Annotated in this window: 11 protein-coding genes; 5 read left to right on the top strand and 6 right to left on the bottom strand. The window is 50.2% G+C overall.

The window, feature by feature from the left end; genetic code table 11:
* Nucleotides 1–141 precede the first annotated feature (141 nt).
* The 4 genes from DP119_RS02625 to DP119_RS02610 form a co-directional block, all read right to left on the bottom strand.
* Nucleotides 142–333, bottom strand: a complete 192-nt coding sequence (locus DP119_RS02625) for a hypothetical protein (RefSeq protein ID WP_112230565.1) — start codon at nt 331–333, stop codon at nt 142–144.
* Between the two features lie 176 nt (nt 334–509).
* The gene (locus DP119_RS02620) at nt 510–1,622 is read right to left on the bottom strand and encodes a S1C family serine protease (protein WP_112230563.1); all 1,113 of its coding nucleotides are present in this window, start codon (nt 1,620–1,622) and stop codon (nt 510–512) included.
* A 184-nt stretch (nt 1,623–1,806) separates the two neighbouring features.
* On the bottom strand, nt 1,807–3,816 hold the full coding sequence (locus tag DP119_RS02615; protein ID WP_112230561.1) for an acyltransferase family protein: 2,010 nt from the start codon (nt 3,814–3,816) through the stop codon (nt 1,807–1,809).
* Nucleotides 3,817–4,015: 199 nt separating this feature from the next.
* A complete protein-coding gene (locus DP119_RS02610) occupies nt 4,016–7,516 on the bottom strand; it encodes a DUF6359 domain-containing protein (protein ID WP_112230560.1) in 3,501 nt (1,166 codons plus the stop codon).
* 370 nt (nt 7,517–7,886) lie between these two features.
* Here DP119_RS02610 and murJ point away from each other — a divergent pair, with 370 nt between their 5' ends.
* The 4 genes from murJ to DP119_RS02590 are packed head-to-tail and all read left to right on the top strand — an operon-like array spanning nt 7,887 to nt 12,796.
* On the top strand, nt 7,887–9,413 hold the full coding sequence (gene murJ / locus DP119_RS02605) for a murein biosynthesis integral membrane protein MurJ (protein WP_240616360.1): 1,527 nt from the start codon (nt 7,887–7,889) through the stop codon (nt 9,411–9,413).
* Between the two features lie 15 nt (nt 9,414–9,428).
* Nucleotides 9,429–10,307: a PIG-L deacetylase family protein gene (locus tag DP119_RS02600; protein ID WP_112230558.1), complete on the top strand. Its 879-nt coding sequence runs from the start codon at nt 9,429–9,431 to the stop codon at nt 10,305–10,307.
* Between the two features lie 24 nt (nt 10,308–10,331).
* Nucleotides 10,332–11,795 (top strand): O-antigen ligase family protein, encoded by a 1,464-nt coding sequence (locus DP119_RS02595; protein ID WP_112230556.1) that lies wholly within the window; start codon nt 10,332–10,334, stop codon nt 11,793–11,795.
* Nucleotides 11,792–12,796, top strand: coding sequence for a GNAT family N-acetyltransferase (locus tag DP119_RS02590; protein WP_112230554.1), 1,005 nt, complete (start codon nt 11,792–11,794; stop codon nt 12,794–12,796). The genes DP119_RS02595 and DP119_RS02590 overlap by 4 nt, the downstream gene beginning before the upstream one ends.
* Before the next feature lie 110 nt (nt 12,797–12,906).
* Here DP119_RS02590 and DP119_RS02585 read toward each other — a convergent pair whose 3' ends face one another.
* Entirely contained in the window at nt 12,907–13,380 is a 474-nt protein-coding gene (locus DP119_RS02585) for a hypothetical protein (protein ID WP_112230552.1), read from the bottom strand.
* A gap of 154 nt (nt 13,381–13,534) precedes the next feature.
* A complete protein-coding gene (locus tag DP119_RS02580; RefSeq protein ID WP_112230550.1) occupies nt 13,535–14,635 on the bottom strand; it encodes a bifunctional metallophosphatase/5'-nucleotidase in 1,101 nt (366 codons plus the stop codon).
* Nucleotides 14,636–14,906: 271 nt separating this feature from the next.
* Between DP119_RS02580 and DP119_RS02575 the strand changes: the two genes are divergently transcribed.
* Entirely contained in the window at nt 14,907–16,436 is a 1,530-nt protein-coding gene (locus tag DP119_RS02575) for a hypothetical protein (protein WP_112230548.1), read from the top strand.
* Nucleotides 16,437–16,546: the final 110 nt, after the last annotated feature.

Genomic DNA, 16,546 nt, shown 5'->3' with positions numbered 1-16,546 from the left:
AAAAAAACTTCTCTGCCATCAATTTTTCGAGGCAAAGAAGCAAGGTCAAACAGGATTTTCTCCGGATTTATTCCGCTCGGTTGAGACGCGAATATGCGGCTAACAAAGATTGCCTGGGAAATAACAAATCCAATAGCGGCACTAACTGCCCCGTGCTTTTGACAGTTGGTCTGCCCGCCGGACGCTGAATGCCAATAGCAGCAGGTTCAACAAGATGAATACGACCCACAAGCCATTTCCGGCCACCGCCAAAATAATGGCGCTGATGCTCATCAGAAATGCCAATGAAAAGCCCAACAAGGTTTTTTTATCCTTCAGAATCTCTAGGTTCATACGCTTCCTCCCCCATTTCCGGCGTTTGTCTGTCATGTCGCTCTTAGCTGTCTATGTATTCCATCATATGCTTAAATTTCCTGTTTCTCAATCCCCTTAAATTCCAGTTCCTGCACCTGTTTGAGTGGGAATGTTTCCCGGAATCATTAAAAAGGAGCCTCCACAACTGGAGGCTCCTACACTTCTTCCACATATTCGATTTGGTAATCCCCGTACTCATCAATCACGATGGTGTAGCGCCTCCGGTGGTCGATCGTCCCGGTCTCGCCGTTTGCTTCATGATAATTGAATACCGCGCCTGCTTCAACGTATGCACGGTCGCCTTCAATTTCCACGGAACTGACGTCGGGCACAACCGAATCGAATACGCGGCCCTCTTCGGAATACTCCTGTATCACACTGTCCACCGCTTCCACCGCCTGGCTTCCGGGCACTAAATACGAAGAGTAATAATTCAGCTCCTCGTCATTCATCGAATACGGCAGCAAGTCATAATAGGCTTCGATGAAACTCGACAATAGCGCTTCATCAAAATACGCATCCTTCACCGACGGTTCGACCAATTGCGAATCGGGCAGCGGGTCTGGATTGTCCGCCCAGCCATCCAACAGTTCCTTTTTCAAATAAAGCGGAATCGCATAGCCGATTTCGGGATTGTCTTCAAGCATGACCGAATTGATGCCGAGCACGTTGCCGGTGCTTGCGTCCAGCAGCGGCCCGCCGCTTGAGCCCTGCTTGATCGAGGCATTCATTTCATAGAGGTCCGTATAGACGAACACTTCCGAGAAGTCGACGCCGGTATCGGTGATTTCCCCTTCCGTCGCTGTGTTCGCCGCGTTTTCAGGGCTGCCGATGGCGATGACCGGCGTGCCGATATCGACCGGCTCCATTTCCTGCTCGAGCGGCTCTTTGCCGGCGAGTTCCCCGACGCGGACGAGCGCCAAATCCTCATCGAGCGATATGCCGATCACTTTGCCGGCGAATTCCTGGCCGTCGCTGTTGACGAGCGAGATAAAAGTCGCATCGCGCACAACATGGGCATTCGTCAAGATATCGCCTTGGTCATTGTATAGAAAACCGGACCCTTGCTCGAAATCGGTATAGATCGTGTAGACATGCGTCTTGGCATTCGCAATCATCACCGCTTTTTCCTGGGCAGCCGTATCGACCGGCGAATCCGCCTGCTCGGTTTCAGCTTGCGGCGGCGCTTCGGTATCCGTCCCTCCGCAAGCTGCGAGGACCATCGCTGACAAGAAGACCATCAGCCATTGCATCATCCGTTTTTCCATAGTCTCAACCCGCTTCCGTTAATGTGAGTTCATTATAGCAAGCCGTAATTGAAAAAGGAACGGGAAAGGGCACTCGGACAGGCCGGCCCCCGGCATTCACTGCCGGCCCCCCACTGCACGGCCGGCATCAAAAAAACTGCCTTGGCGCACTGCTTTCGCAGTATCCAAGACAGTTTTCAATTCCTTATCGTTCTTGAGCTTCCAATGCGTCCAGCAACGGCTTTTCGAATACCGGCGCAAAGGTTCTGGAGAAAGTCGCCGTTAGATGATTGCTGTCGAAATGCGTCACGATGTTTCCGATCACGTAATAACAGGATTCCTGGTCACAGAAATAATCGGTCAAGTCGACGGTGACAGCACTTTCCGGCATATAGTCCACTTCTTCCAAAGGACTCGGGTCACGGATGATGTCCTCCCGATCGGATTTGCAGTGTTCCGGATTGTCTGGATTTTCACTCAGGCACGTCAAAACGTTTTGATCATACCAAGGCGTATCACGGACAAGGAATAGCGGAACTTCATGCTGTTCGAAAAACTTCCAGGCTTCAATGAACCCATCCGAAACTTCATCAAAATCTTCTTTTGAACTGCCTACATTCCCGACGGTAAAAATCAGGTCGGGTTTGTCCGCCACCAATTCCTGCTTGACGTTCTGGAACCAGGTGTCGCATTCTTCAAAACCTTTCCGGCTCTCTTCGGTAAATCGGCAATTCCCTTTTAAGTAGGTAACAATCTTCAGGTCATGGGCTTCAGCCAACTCCGCAAGCATCGGCTGCCAATGGGCCGCATGCGATCCCCCGACCAAGGCAATTGTATAGTCGTAATCAGTCAATGCCCCGTATTCGCACGGTTCGGCTTCTGTAGTCCCTTTGCCCGACAGGCAGCCATCTTCATATATTTCAGAGCGATCCTGCTTCACGAAGTCCAAACCCGGCAGGAAGGATTCCTCGAATTCCGATGGAGGCGTCAACCGCCCATCCTCCAGATAAGTGACGGCACCCGGATGTGTCTCGAAACTTTCACTCAGCAACTCGGAACTGACGGGCGGCCCCGCCAAGTAAGTTTCTTGATAAGCGATGGTCGAGACCCAAATGGCGGCAGAGAAGACCGCGATAATGCTGGCGGTTTTCCAGACCGGGAACTGGATCTTCCGGATCGGCAACTCGAAACCATAAATGGTGAAGTAGGCAAAAACCGCGGCTGTAGCGATAATCCCTAATCCGCCCAGGAGTGACACCGATTCGACGCCGAATAACGCATAGTAGAAAATCAGCAATGGCCAATGCCATAGATAGAAAGCGTAAGAGATGCTCCCGAACTTGACGAGCGGCTTCCAGCTAAGCACTTGGAAAGCCGAGAAATTCGTGGACTGGTTCCCGGCGATGATGATCAGGACAGCTGACAGCACCGGCCAAAGTGCGGCATAGCCCGGGAACAACTCGGACACTTGAAGAATGATGCCGCAGCTGATAAGCCCGATCAAGCCAAGCCAGCCGAAGAACCAGGCTACGCGGCTCGAGACGGCAAGCTTGTGGATGGTCAATGCCACCAAACCGCCGATCCCGAACTCCCAAACCCGGGTGAATGTATGGTAATAGGCCACGGGCTGATTGGCGGCCGTCAAATAGACTGAGTAGCTGAACGATGCAACGGCGATGAGGGCAATCAATACCGTCAACATCCGTTTCATGTGGTTTCCGGAAATCAACTTCAGCAAGGAAATGGCCGCAAAGAAGACGACGAGCCATACCAGGTAGAATTGGAACTGGATGCTCAGCGCCCAGAAATGCTGAAACGGGGAAGCGCTATTGTTCTGCGCTAAATAATCCACCGAATCCATCGCAAGCCGCCAATTCTGGAAGTAAGACACCGAGGCTAAAAATTCGTTGATGTTCTGTTGTTTTGTAAACGGGGGCAAGATATACAGGCTTGCGACCAGGACGGTAATCCCTATCAGCCATGCCGTTGGCAATAAACGTTTTAATAGTTTCACAATATAGGAAAAGTATAAAATGCGGCCATTTTTACGGTACATCGAAAGCAGTGAGGTCGTGATCAGAAAGCCTGAGACGACGAAAAACACATCCACTCCTCCGGATACCCGGTTAAACCATATATGATACACCGCCACCAATAACGCGGCGATGGTCCGTATTCCTTCTAATTCAGGCCGTATGCGTCTTTCAGGTTCCATAAAATTTTGCAGCTCCTTGCATATTGGGTAAATCACACAAATTTCATATTAGCATATTCTTCCTTCTATATCATAAATCCTGACAAAAATTTTCACTATTTCATGATAAGAATAGCATGCCATTCTTATTTCTGATTCTTTCCATGCAAAAGGCTGCCAAAGATCCAGCAATTACTGGATTTTTGGCAGCCTGTTTCCATTACTTCTTGCTCTTCTTCAATTGCCCTTTGTTTGTGATGACGGTGTAGTTTCCGAACTCGTTCACTTCGAGCGTGAATGTTTCACCGTCCAGCTCGCCTTGGATGATCTTCCATTTGCCTTTATCGTCCTGGCGTGCGCCGAACTGGACTTTGACATCCGGGTTCGTCAGGAAGTTCAATTCCATCGGTTCGCTGAGCGTCAACCCGATTTCTTCACCGTCAGCCCCGAGCACAGCGATATCAAGCTGGTCGCTGAGTGCCGGACGGTTATCGACTTGCTCTGCGTCATCGACTGCCAGTGCAAGCGTCATTTCCGCGCCTGCCGCTTCAGCCAATTGCTGGAGGTTGGCTGCAGTGAATGTGAAGTTCGCTTGTTCCAGTTGAACAGTCAAATCCTTGCCGCTTTCAAGAAGTTCATCGATCGTGCCTTCCGTGAACGTGATGTCGAGTGTGCCTTCTTCATCAAATTCACCAGCTGTGATGACTGCTTCTTCACCGGTTAGATCAGGATCCGCTTCCTGTTCGCCCGGCACTTGCGGTTTGTCGAACGTGATCTGTGCAAGGAGTGGATCATGGTCCGATGCGCGTCCATGCTCTTCCATGAACATCGAGTTGATGTGGACCATATCAAGTTCAGTGTTGTCCGCCAAGTTGTTCGTCACCAATAAGTGATCGAGCACTTGTGAGTTGCCCTGGTAGTAATAAGAGAAACGGTCTTCTTCCGGCACATCGTTGACTTTGTTCGTCAAGATGTCGCCTTCCAGTGCATCAAGTGCCGGCGTGAATTCGAAATCGTTCATATCGCCAGTGACGACGACATTGAGTTCCGGATTCTTCTCGAGCCCTTCTGCGATAAAGTCATTGATGGCTTTCGCCAATTCAATGCGCTCGATTTCAGACGTGAATTCCGGCGGCTGGTTTTGCCCAAACAAGGCTTGGTCTCCGCCTTTGGAGTTCAAATGCGTGGCGATGACAACAATCTCTTCGCCTTGGAATTCAAATTGTGCCGCAAGTGGCTTGCGTGTGTTCGGCATTGCGATCGGCTGGACGCGTCCAGGGTTCAAGACGAGGTCGCCTGTATCCGTCCATGAATTGTTTTCAGTAGCTGTGCCTTTTTCGCCTTCAGACAAATCGACGCGGTCCGGGTTGTACAGGAAGCCGACGCGGATGTTACCGCCTGGCTCTCCGCCATCCTGGTTGTACTCCGGTGCGATGTCTGTCCAAGCGTATTCAGGCCCGCCTGCTGCTTGGATGTCTGCGATGAGGCGCTCATAAGAAGCCGATGCATCACTATTCCCAGATTTTTCAGGCCCATCATTGTCCTGCACTTCGACCATCGCGATGATGTCCGGTGAGTTCAGGTCGTTGACGAATGATTCAGCGATGCGCTGTGCTTTTTCGTCCGATGTGTGGCTCGGGTCTGCAGAGTAGTTCTCGACGTTGTACGTGGAGACCGTCAATTTATCGTCTGCGTTCTCGATCCAAGTCTCTTCCGCCTGCACTCCGCCGTCTACGATTTCCGGCACGTCCGTTTCTTCCGTCCAGATCTGGTAGTTGCCGAATCCGTAGCCGAGAACGCCGACTGGCGCTTCAGCGAATGTATCGCCCGCTTTTGCGACGACGTTTTCACCTGTAGTGACAGTGATACGTTCCGGGTTGAAGTCATCTTCTTCCAGAAGGATTCCCTCTTGTTTGTGGAATTCGTTATTTGTTGCATTTTCCGATACGACAAACACTTCACCGTATTTCTGAGGGCCGACGATTTGTGCATCGGCTACTCCGACACGCATCAATTCAAGCGCTTCCCAGAAATCGATGCCGTCTTCTTCCGGCTGGAATTCCGTCAAGCCGTCATTTTCGATGTTTTGAGTCGGCGGGAACACGTCTTCACCGATGATGATCGGCTCTGGAAGTTCCGCCGTCCCAGCTTTCACGACGTCCGTTGAACGGATGCGCGTGAGTGGCAAGTCGTTGTCGCGCATATCGGAATAGCCTTTATAGAACCATTCTTCGACCGTACCTGCGACTGTTACGACATCCCCAACTGCAAAGTCGCTTGATGCAGATGAACGGTTGACGATGATCGCTTCAGACGTTTTCCAGTCGCCGTCACCTTCTGTGTCCTGCATGACGAAGTTTGCGCCGTTATAGAAATGCGTGATGACGCCCGTTACTTCATTGACAGTTACATCCTCATATTTCGAGTAATGGCCTTGCCCTTGGATGTCGCGGATCTTCAAGTCCTCTGATTTCAGGACCGTGTAATCAAATGAAAATACTTCAGACGTTTCGCCTGTCACTGCGATCGCTTTGATCACCGTATCTTGCGTCAGGACAATCGGCTCAGCGTAAACTGCGCTCTCCGTTGTCGGTTCTGACCCGTCTGTCGTGTAATGGATCGTTGCGTTATCCCACCCGCTTGCGAGCGTGATTTCAGTGCCTTCCGAAACGACGCCCGGGAAGATGTCTGTGTACACAGCCGGCTTATTGACGAGCTCGAAGCTCTCGAAGCCGAGCGTTTTCACTTGATACGTATCGTAATATTTCGAAGCGATGCCTGAAAGGTAGATCAAGTCGCCTTCTTTGTATCGCTTCGTGAAGTCTTCGAACGTCAAGCCATTGCGGTTGTCGTTGCGGACGGCGACTTGCTCGCCGTTTTCCGCGACTGCCGTGAACTCGAACGTCCCGTAATTGTTAACGGCTTTCAAGTCGGTGATTTCGACGCGTTCGATCGAAATGCGTTCGCCTTGAGTCTCTTCATTGACGCCTGCTGGCGAGATCACTTGTGCTTCCGGCAATTCGTTGCCGGTAGGGAGCACTTCTACTGTGTTCGGCTGCAATTGAAGCTCGCCGCTGTATGTAGAAACGGTGCCTTCCAAGCGGACGTTATCGCCCGGCGCTACAGTTGCGCTGGATGTGAAGACATAAATGCCTGCTGTTTCATCCTGCACGTAGAAGCCATTGCCGCCCCAGAAACCTGTTCCCGTCGTCACGGTCGCTTCCACGGAAATCAAGCCTTCAGAGTCGCGTGCTTCCTGGACACTGTCTACAGGTGTCGCGGTCGGCGGCTCTTCGCCCTCAGTGAGGATCGTGTAAGCTGAAGCTGAACGTAAACCAGGAACTGTGAAATAAGCTCCAAGCGTTCCGCTGATGGTCACTTCTGCTTTGAAATTAGCAGGGTTATCGACCAAGTTCAAACCAGCACGCACGGATCCTGATGGTAATTGAACCGGCAGGATTTTCGCCGGGTCAGTTTCATCCGAGGAATCCGCCAAACCAACATTGGTTGCTGCTGTGAAAGGTGCTTCCTGATCATAGCTGGTTCCACTATTTGCAGTACCAACGATAAATCCTTTCACCGTTGCTGTTCCTGTATTGTTTTCAATGGCTTCTGCAACCGAAATGGTTTCCGCTGCATCGGCTGTTGCCATGTACGGCAAAGCAGCTGACAAAGCCAGTAAGAGACTCAAAAAGATCTTGCTGAACGCGCTTTTTGTCACAAACTTTCACTCCTCTGATAATTTATTGTCATACGAAACCAGTATACTAAAAATTTGTAAGCGCTTTATTAATAAATTGTAAATTCTAACTATTTGTACCCAAATTATTCACCTTTCTTCCTTTTTTATCCTCCACAATAGTCCTGAAACTGTTTTTAGACACAACATTCATTTCAATATAATCCCATAGGCCCACTTCCTTATCAGATGTGAATTTTTCCGCAACATAATCGGCTCCGGGACGTCTAAAAGGGAGGTTTCGTGATAAGATAGGGAAATGGAATTGGGAGATTATCGCTCCTATTATATAAGGAAAGAATTTGGTTTCGCGTTTCACCGCTAAACCATTTGAAGAAAGTAGGATTTTGTTTTGGGCAGAAAACTCGCACTTACCGGCATTTTGTTCGTCATCGCTTCGCTGTTCCTGAAAATTTCAGGATTGCTGCGCGATATGGTGATCGCCTTCCAGTTTGGGGATTCCTATCAGTCGGCAGCATACTTCGCGGCCTTCACATTGCCGAATATGTTCATACTGTTTTTCACGACCGGCATGAAGAACGCGTTCGTGCCAAGTTTCATCCATGCACAGGCGGACGGCAAGGGCCATCATCATTTCTCGCAGATCATCCGCGGGACGATGGTGCTCGGCTTCATCGTCTCCGTCATTGGCGTTGTGGTCTCACCGCTACTATTGCCGCAGCTATTCCCGTTTTCCAACCTGGAGCCCGGCCTTCAGGCTGAGGCCATCAAGTTGAGTGTCGGCCTAGCGGTCGTCTTTTTCATCGCCGTGTTCCTTGTTTCATTGAACTCGGTTTACGAAGCCTATCTCGACGCAGAAAGCAAGTTCTCGCTATCGGTCATCTCGCAGATCATCGTCATCGGAAGCACCATTCTCGGTGCCGTTCTATTCGCTGATGAGCTCGGGGCCTACTCGCTCGCCTTCGGTTATTTGACCGGCGCGCTATTGTCGTATATCGTCAAGCGTTTATGGTTCGTCCCGAAAGACAGCCATAAAGTGTTCGGTAAGCTCGACTGGGAAGAGATCAAGCCGTTTTCGATCATTTTTGTGCCTGTCGCCATCACGGTCATGGTCGGGCAAGTCAACTTGACGATCGATAATATTTTCGCCGGCTCGTTCAGCGATTCCGCGATCAACTATATCAACTTCGCGAAAAACATCGTCCACTTCCCGCAGGCGATCATCGGCGTGACAATCGGGACGATCATCTTCCCGATCCTGTCGAAAGCGATCGCGAACGCCAACGAGAAAAGCTTCAAGCAAGGCATCGAATACGGCTTGATGCTGACGCTTCTGGTTTTGCTTCCTGCTGTGGCGGGAATGATGTGGCTGATGGAAGATCTCATCACGATCGTCTACGAGCGCGGGGCCTTCACGGCGGACGCGACGGCGGCCACTGCGACAGTCGGTTATCTCTATATGGGATCGGTGCTGTTCTTCAGTTTGCAGAACATCCTGAACAAAGCCTTCTATTCGAAAAAGAAAGGCCATGTCATCTTGCGCATTTCCTTGTTCTCGATCGCGCTAAATGTCGCCTTGAACTTCCTGTTCATCGCATTGCTCGATTCGTATTTGGCGATTCCGCTCGCCTCGTCCGTCATGGCGCTCGTCTATTTCGCGCTCAACTGGATTGTCTTCAACCGGACGCAGGGCAAGCTCAACTCCCGCTTTATCGTAAAAGACGCAGCCAAGATTTTTGCGGCGACCGCTGCTATGCTATTGGCCTTGTGGCTCGCTTCAGGAATTCTTGAAGACCTGCACATCTATATCCGATTCGCCTTGACTGCCATCGTTGGCGCCATTGTCTATGTGATCGCGGCGCTGGCCTTGAAAACGGAGATCGCCCGCTTCCTCATCAGCAAGCTCAGAAAATCATAAGGAGTTTTTCGCATTATGAAACAGGCATTAATAAAAAACGCTGCGCCGGTGCTGAATCCGGCGATCAAAACATCCTTGAAACGCTTTTACAAAGCGGATAAGCCGCTCACTCCCCTTGAACCGGCCAAGCGCGTATTGGTATTCGCGCCGCATATCGACGACGAAACGATCGGGCTCGGCGGGACCATCCGCCGCTATGCCGATTCCGGGGCGCAAGTCACCATCGCCATCATCACCGATGGCAAAAATAGCAATGCTGCCCCTGTGGAAGCCGATGCATTGGCCGAAACCCGTAAACAGGAGTTGCGTTCAATCCAGGACTTGCTCGGTTTTACGGACGTTCGTTACCTCGATTATCCCGATAGCGAGATCAAACACGTCACAACAAGCGCCCGCTTCGGGGAGCTGATCGACGAGATCCGCCCTGATACAATCTATACGACGAGCTTGATCGACGCCCATCCCGATCATGTCTACAGCGCGCATTTGGTGGCCGACGCACTTAAGCATACGGCCCATCAGCCGGCAATCGTGCGCGAATATGAGATCAATTGCCCTGTACCGCCGGAGGAAATCAATTGTATCCTGGACATTACGGATCAATTTCCGCTCAAACAACGCGCTACCGAAGCGTTCAAAAGCCAAGTGATCGCATTCGATGGGTTTCTTGCGCTTGCGGAGATCAAAGCTGCGCAGACCAACGCAGCACATGCGCGCTACGTGGAAACTTTCATCGAAAACACGCCACAGCAGTTCATCCAGGCGGCCGACCACCTGAAGGCCGAAGACCGCCAATACGAAAAGCATTTCAAGCAAGCAAACCGCACTGTCACTTTGTGGTGGGCGATTTTCAAGAATTTGAAATTGAAAAAGGCGATTTATCAAAGCCGCTAATTATAAATGCATCTGGAGGATATTATGAACTTTTTTAAGAACGATAACGAAAAATGGTTTTGGCTCATCGCCTTGATCGCGATCATGCTAATAGGGTATACAGAGTTCCCCATCATCGGTTATGCCCTGACAGTGGTGTTGTTCGCCTATGCGTTCATCAACCCGAAACACGGCATCCTGCTGCTGTTCGTCTACATCCCGATCCGTGAATTTATCACGCAGTACAATCCAGGACTCAATTACTTGACCGAAGCCCTCGTATTCGGTGCGCTGTTCCACGTTTTCTGGATGAACCGTAAATCGATCGGGCAATTATTCCACTTCAAAAATTTCGAATATGCTTATTTCGCATTCCTTGCCATCGGTTCGATTTCCGCACTCATCACAGGCATCAGCCCGGTCCTGATTGCGATGACTTTGCGCCAATTCCTGCTCTTTTACCTTGTCTATTACATCGTCTATCGCCTGGGGATCACGCGCAAGGATTTGGTCAATCTCGTGTGGATCTTCGTCTGGACAGCAATCCTGGTCATCATCCAGGCAATGGCTGAAAAATTGTCCATCCGTAATTTCTTCCTGCCTGAATCCTGGCAGGCAATGGCCTTGTCGGCGAAAAACCGCGTGCGTATCTACGGCATGCTCGGCAACCCGAACGTGCTCGGCATCTATTTGATGTTCGCGTTCATCGCCTTCTATTATGCGAAGAATAAATTGAAGGAATTCAACCCGCGCTATATGGACATCCTGAATGTCTTCCTGGTCGGGATTCTTGTGTTGACGTATTCACGCGGTACATGGCTAGGTTTCTTGATCGCTGCCGCCGCATTCCTGATCATGACACGCAAGATGAAAGTGCTCATCGACTTCGTCAAATACTTGGTAATCGCACTCGTCCTCGTCGTGCTGCCGCTGAATCTTTTGACCAATTACTTTGAAAGCACAGACATCGGTTCCGAAAAAGTGAACAATATCCAGCAATTCGACGTCGGCGGCGAGTCCGGGTTCCGTGACCGCATCGGCAGTACTTTCAGTGAAGATACTGTCACCGGCAGCCAAAGTTCCGGCCGCTTGTTCATCGTCAAAACCGGCTTCGAAGTATTCAAGGATCATCCGATCATCGGGACCGGATTTGCCACGTTCGGCGATTCCACTACCCTTTCGAACGGTTCGCCGATCTACGATGAATACGAAATCGGCCATAAATTCTATTCCGATAACCAATATATCCAAATCATCGTCCAAACCGGCGTGCTCGGCGTGATCGCCTTTGCCGCCTTCCTATTGTCGATGCTTTGGCGGTATGCGAAGAAGCATAAAGAAAGCTATCTGTATTCATTGACTGCCAGCATCTTGCTCGGCGCGTATTTCATGGGAATTGTCTACAACTTATGGGAATCCGATATTTTCGGGCTTGCGTTCTTTGCACTCTTGGCCGCAGCGTCCCGCCGTGAAGACTTCGGCCTGCAGGATGACGGTGAATCCTTATGATCCGCCTATACCAGCCAGGCGATGAAACTGGCATCAACGCCCTTTACGAGAAAGTGTTCAGCAAAAAACGTTCGCTTGCCGAATGGCAATGGAAGTTCGAAACATTTCCGGAGAGTGCCACGATCGTCGTCTCAGAACAAGACGGCCAGATCAACGGCCACGCCGCATTCTTGAAGCTCACTGCTCGGAAGCAAGGCAAGGAACTGCTGCTTGGCGAACGGGTCGACATCATGGTCGATCCAGATTTCCAAGGCCGCGGCATCTATAACCAAATCGTTTCCCGCATGACCCAGGAATGTGAAGCCGAGGGGCTTGACATCCTTTACGGCTTCCCTGCTGAAACGGCGAAGCAAGTGTTCATGAAAGTGGCTGGCGGCAAGGATCTCGGAAACGTTCCCCGCTTTCTTGCCGTCAACAAGCCAGGCGCTCTGCTTGCGGCAAAAGTAGGCAAATTGAAAAAGATCCAGGCCCCGCTCGATAAAGCATTCTCTGTCAGCGTCCCGAAAAAGAGCACGCATCATTTGCGTGAACTTGGCGACCGTCTCGCGGTGGCGGATATGCTGTACGGGCGTTTCGAAAAACAGTACCCGCTTCATGCAAAACGAAATGGCGATTATCTCCAACGCCGCTTCCTGGACCACCCGACGAAGGATTACCAAGTGTATACGCTGGAACAGAATGGCTATGCAGAAGGCTATTGCGTGCTGCATGAGGAGACGAAAGATAATGGGGTTACGTTCGCGACGATTGTCGATTTGTTCGGCCCGAACGATGAAGCCATCATTGCGGACCAATTGAAAGCCATCCGCCGCTTCACAAAAGCGGATGCGCTCAATTGCTGGGCAGTGCCGGACAGCCCGCGCTACCGCGCACTCAAGAAAGCCGGCTTTTTCCATATCAATAGCCCGATGCCGTTTGTCATCAAGGATTTCACCGGCACGGGTTCATATGACGAACTGTCCGATTGGCATTTGTCGCAGTCGGATGTTGATTCGTATTAACGCTTGCCCTTCTTCCGGGATTCCGGGAGGAGGTTTTTTTATGGGTTGGGAATTTTGTGTGGAGATGCAGGAGAAGATAGTGAGGGTTTGTTTGTGGACTTGTTACTTTGTTAGATTTTAGCTTCATTCCAGTAGTCGCCGCCTTGCTTTGGGTTGGCCTCCTGCTGCAAGCCAGGAAGAGCACCTGTCTTACTGCGTCGGCTCACCCTTGGCGCCGGCTGGCTGAGAGATTTCATTGTTGTAGATTGTTTAATCGGATCTGCTTCTATATCAGGTTGCCGGCTAGCGGGGGAATCGCTTCCCGGAACGCAACGTCTGGTGCTGTACTGTTTGAATCGAAAAGCTTGTGGTGAATTAGCACACATAATTGCATTGTCTTTTTTCCAAAAGATATAGGCTATAATACAGGACGCAATTTCATACATAACAATGAGTGGAATGAAGAAGTTTTCTTCTCCTCTAAAACTAGAGACGGAGCGGAAATGGCTGACTCCTGGGGGACCGAGCGAATGAATAAGTGAAGGGGAGCTGAGCTTATTCATTTGCGACATATCTGTTTGCAGATATGTCGCAGGTTTTTTCATTGGCGCGTTGGCTCAACACCCGCCCCCCCGGAAAGCAGCCATTGGAGCGCAGTCGAAAAGAGGAAGCTTTTCTACTCTCTCCTTGTCATTCCATGTATCCCACCTCATTAAAAAACAGGCACCCATTCATTGCAAATGGGTGCCTGTTCTCTATTCACTCGATAAACGCTTCATATGTACCCAGTTCGCCGGCTTTGATGACATGTCCGATAAAGTCTTCGTAGCTGACGATGCCGAGTGCTGTGGCTTCATCGAACAATTCCTGTACGCGTGCGGTGTCTGGATGGATTTCTGCGTTTTTGGTTGGGTGCAATTTGCCTGAATGGTCAATGATCTTGCCTTCTTCGTCAAAGACCACCTTCAGTTCGCCGAGATTTGTATCATACTCACCAGTCTGGACGACGAGCGTGTCACCGATTTGGTTTGGCGGGTTGGTGGTGACATGCGAGTGGCCGCCGATGATGACGTCGATGCCTGGTACTTCCTCAGCCAAAGTGCGGTCATGGCCGATGCCGATATGGGTCAGTGCCACAATCTTGTCGATGCCGATTGATTCGAAATGGGCGACAGCTTGTTTGGCCGCTTGCGTGTAATCGGAAAACGAGACATCGCCTGGAACCGTCACGACTTCCTTGTATTGCGTGATGCCGAATATGCCAATCTGTTCGCCGCCTACTGTTTGTACGAAGCCTTTATTGATACGGCCATCGACCGGCTCGCCCGTATAGCTGTAGTCAGCATAGGGCGCAAGGAATTGGTCTTGCGAGAAGTCGACATTGGCGCCGAGAACCGGGTGCGCGGCGTGTTTTACGTAGCTGCTGAGCGGGCCGTGATCGACCACGCCTTCGCCTATGTCGAACTCATGGTTTCCGAGCACCATCCCATCATAATCAAGATGGTTCATGAAGACGGCATTGGCAAGCGAGTCCTGGGCTTTTCGGCCGATTTCCCAAGAAGTCACGTCCCCTGCCGATAATAAAAGATGATGCGTGTGCGCTCCTCGAATCTCTTCGATCAGTGAGGCACGGCGGGCGATATTATCCAGGACGGTATGGGTATCGTTCGTGTGGATCAGCGCTAACTCAAACGGTTCCGGTTCCGGCGTTTTCTCCGGTGCTGGGCCTGCCGAAGCTGTTTCTTTCCGGTCCGGTGCTTCTGCGTCCCCGAAACCCTCGCCTTGGTCTTTTTGCGGCCAAATGAGGAAAGCGGTAAAGGCGACCATTATTGCCGCTAATAATGTCACGATTTTCTGCATTCTTGTCACGTCCGTTTCTATAGAAGATCTCTATGGACAGTCTACTATAAAATATGGAAAAAATACGGAATCTCATGGATTCTTAACCATTTCTTCACAAGCTTTTAATAAAGCTTTGGGTATTGGATAGCTTTCAGTCTATAAGCAGGCCACTTCGCTCAATAATCCTTCTGGATATAACTGTATTAACTGAGCAATTTTTCATCTATTTATTTTATTTCCTATTTCAGCTTATAATAAGACTATGAAAGAAATAGAAAGGATTTTTTTATTGACTCTTACAAAACGGGTTGTTTTATTCAGCAGCATTGCACTTATCGCCTTATTGCTTATCGCCTATTCGCCTTTCACCGCCAAGAATGAGTTCAAATTGACTTCAAACGGTAAAAGCATTTCAAGTGGCGATACTGAACAACTGACAATCGAAGATATATATCAAACAAAAACCGCCTATGCCATTTCCGATTCGGGAAATCATCAAGCAACGATCACTATAACGACACGGGAATTCCCGAATGGGGATGCGGTGGTCTATATTGAAGGGGCATCGGATGGGTACCTCGAGCCAATCCATGTCGAACTTCCGGCCACCGGCGAGCCCGCGCTTGACTATACGGAAGACAAGACGGTGCCCGAATTGTATCCACATCGCAAGGAACGGAAGTTTGACGATCCATTGTCGACCACCCTCCGCTATATCGAAAATGAAACCAATAGCGTGCTTGTCGGCACATCCGCCTATTTTAACGATATTTCCCATAGTTACGAAGATGGCCAAGTAAGCCGCGTGATCGAACTCCAGCGGGAAGCGGAAAGTTTGAAGACAGGCGAGGAGGCATGGGAAATCACAGTCCAATTCGAGCCTGGCGAAGAGAATTTTTCGACATGGCTGATGATTTCAGACGAAGCGTTGGTGAATGGCGAAGCTGAATTTCAACAAGTCCATAAAATAGCTACAGATGAATTCCGCTGGGTCACCCCCAATACTTTATGGTCGCACGGGTTGAATGCCATTTTCCCAAGAACTGACCGTGCATTTGTGCGCTCCCTTGTCAGGCAGAGCGGAAGGGCCAGCGCCGTCATGCTGGAAACCGCCCCTTCCCGCATTTGGGAGAATATCAACCGTGCCCAGTTTGCATCCTTGGAAACTGCCCGTAACGAAGACGGTTTATGGCATAGCGATTACACAAGCACTTGGCTCGAACGCTCTTATGGAATTGGCCCCAATTATATCGACACGAGGCATAACGACAATCTATTCCGCGCCCAATTAAAACGCGCCGAACAATTGGGATACGATGCGTATGCGCAAGAGCGCTCTGTCTATGCCGATTTCCTGATCGAGATGACTGAAGCCGGCTATACGATTCCCCAAGGCCCAGGTTATTACTTAATGGATTATTTCGATATGGAGCATGATACCCACAGTTCGCTGAACCATGCACTTAGCTTGATGAATTATCAGTACGACGCCTATCTCCATCTTGGGGATGCGAAATATCTGGAGAGCGCTGAGGATCAATTCGCTGCCCTCCTTCACACAGGCACAGGATGGGTCAATGATGAAAACACGATCATTTACCAAATGCGCCCGGATGGCACAATGAGCGGCAAGGATTATAACCTGGTCACTTATTACGATTTGCTGTACACGAAAAAGCTGCGAAACGACCTGGGCCTCGCTTCTTCAGAAACACTCGATCACTTGATCAAGGTGAAAGAGCAGAACCTACACGATAAAGGAATGGCGATCGAAGGCACACTTGAAAACGTCGAAGAGTTCGTCGGATTAATAGAATGAATGAAAGTAAAAACGGAGCTTCCATCTATAATGGGAGCTCCTTTTTCGTGAATCGGGCCGAAAAGAAAATGCCGCTGGGAACTTTATCGTTCCCAGCAGCATTCAGTTAA

The organism is Planococcus maitriensis (assembly GCF_003289925.1).
Classification (GTDB): Bacteria; Bacillota; Bacilli; order Bacillales_A; family Planococcaceae; genus Planococcus; species Planococcus maitriensis.
This window is presented reverse-complemented; position numbering and strand designations above follow the sequence as displayed.

Excerpts from the sequence above, each read along its gene's own strand:
- DP119_RS02595 (WP_112230556.1), top strand. The coding sequence starts at position 10,332 with ATGAACTTTTTTAAGAACGATAACGAAAAATGGTTTTGGCTCATCGCC.
- DP119_RS02620 (WP_112230563.1), bottom strand. The coding sequence starts at position 1,622 with ATGGAAAAACGGATGATGCAATGGCTGATGGTCTTCTTGTCAGCGATG.
- DP119_RS02580 (WP_112230550.1), bottom strand. The coding sequence starts at position 14,635 with ATGCAGAAAATCGTGACATTATTAGCGGCAATAATGGTCGCCTTTACC.
- DP119_RS02615 (WP_112230561.1), bottom strand. The coding sequence starts at position 3,816 with ATGGAACCTGAAAGACGCATACGGCCTGAATTAGAAGGAATACGGACC.
- DP119_RS02600 (WP_112230558.1), top strand. The coding sequence starts at position 9,429 with ATGAAACAGGCATTAATAAAAAACGCTGCGCCGGTGCTGAATCCGGCG.
- DP119_RS02625 (WP_112230565.1), bottom strand. The coding sequence starts at position 333 with ATGAACCTAGAGATTCTGAAGGATAAAAAAACCTTGTTGGGCTTTTCA.
- DP119_RS02590 (WP_112230554.1), top strand. The coding sequence starts at position 11,792 with ATGATCCGCCTATACCAGCCAGGCGATGAAACTGGCATCAACGCCCTT.
- DP119_RS02585 (WP_112230552.1), bottom strand. The coding sequence starts at position 13,380 with ATGAAAAAACCTGCGACATATCTGCAAACAGATATGTCGCAAATGAAT.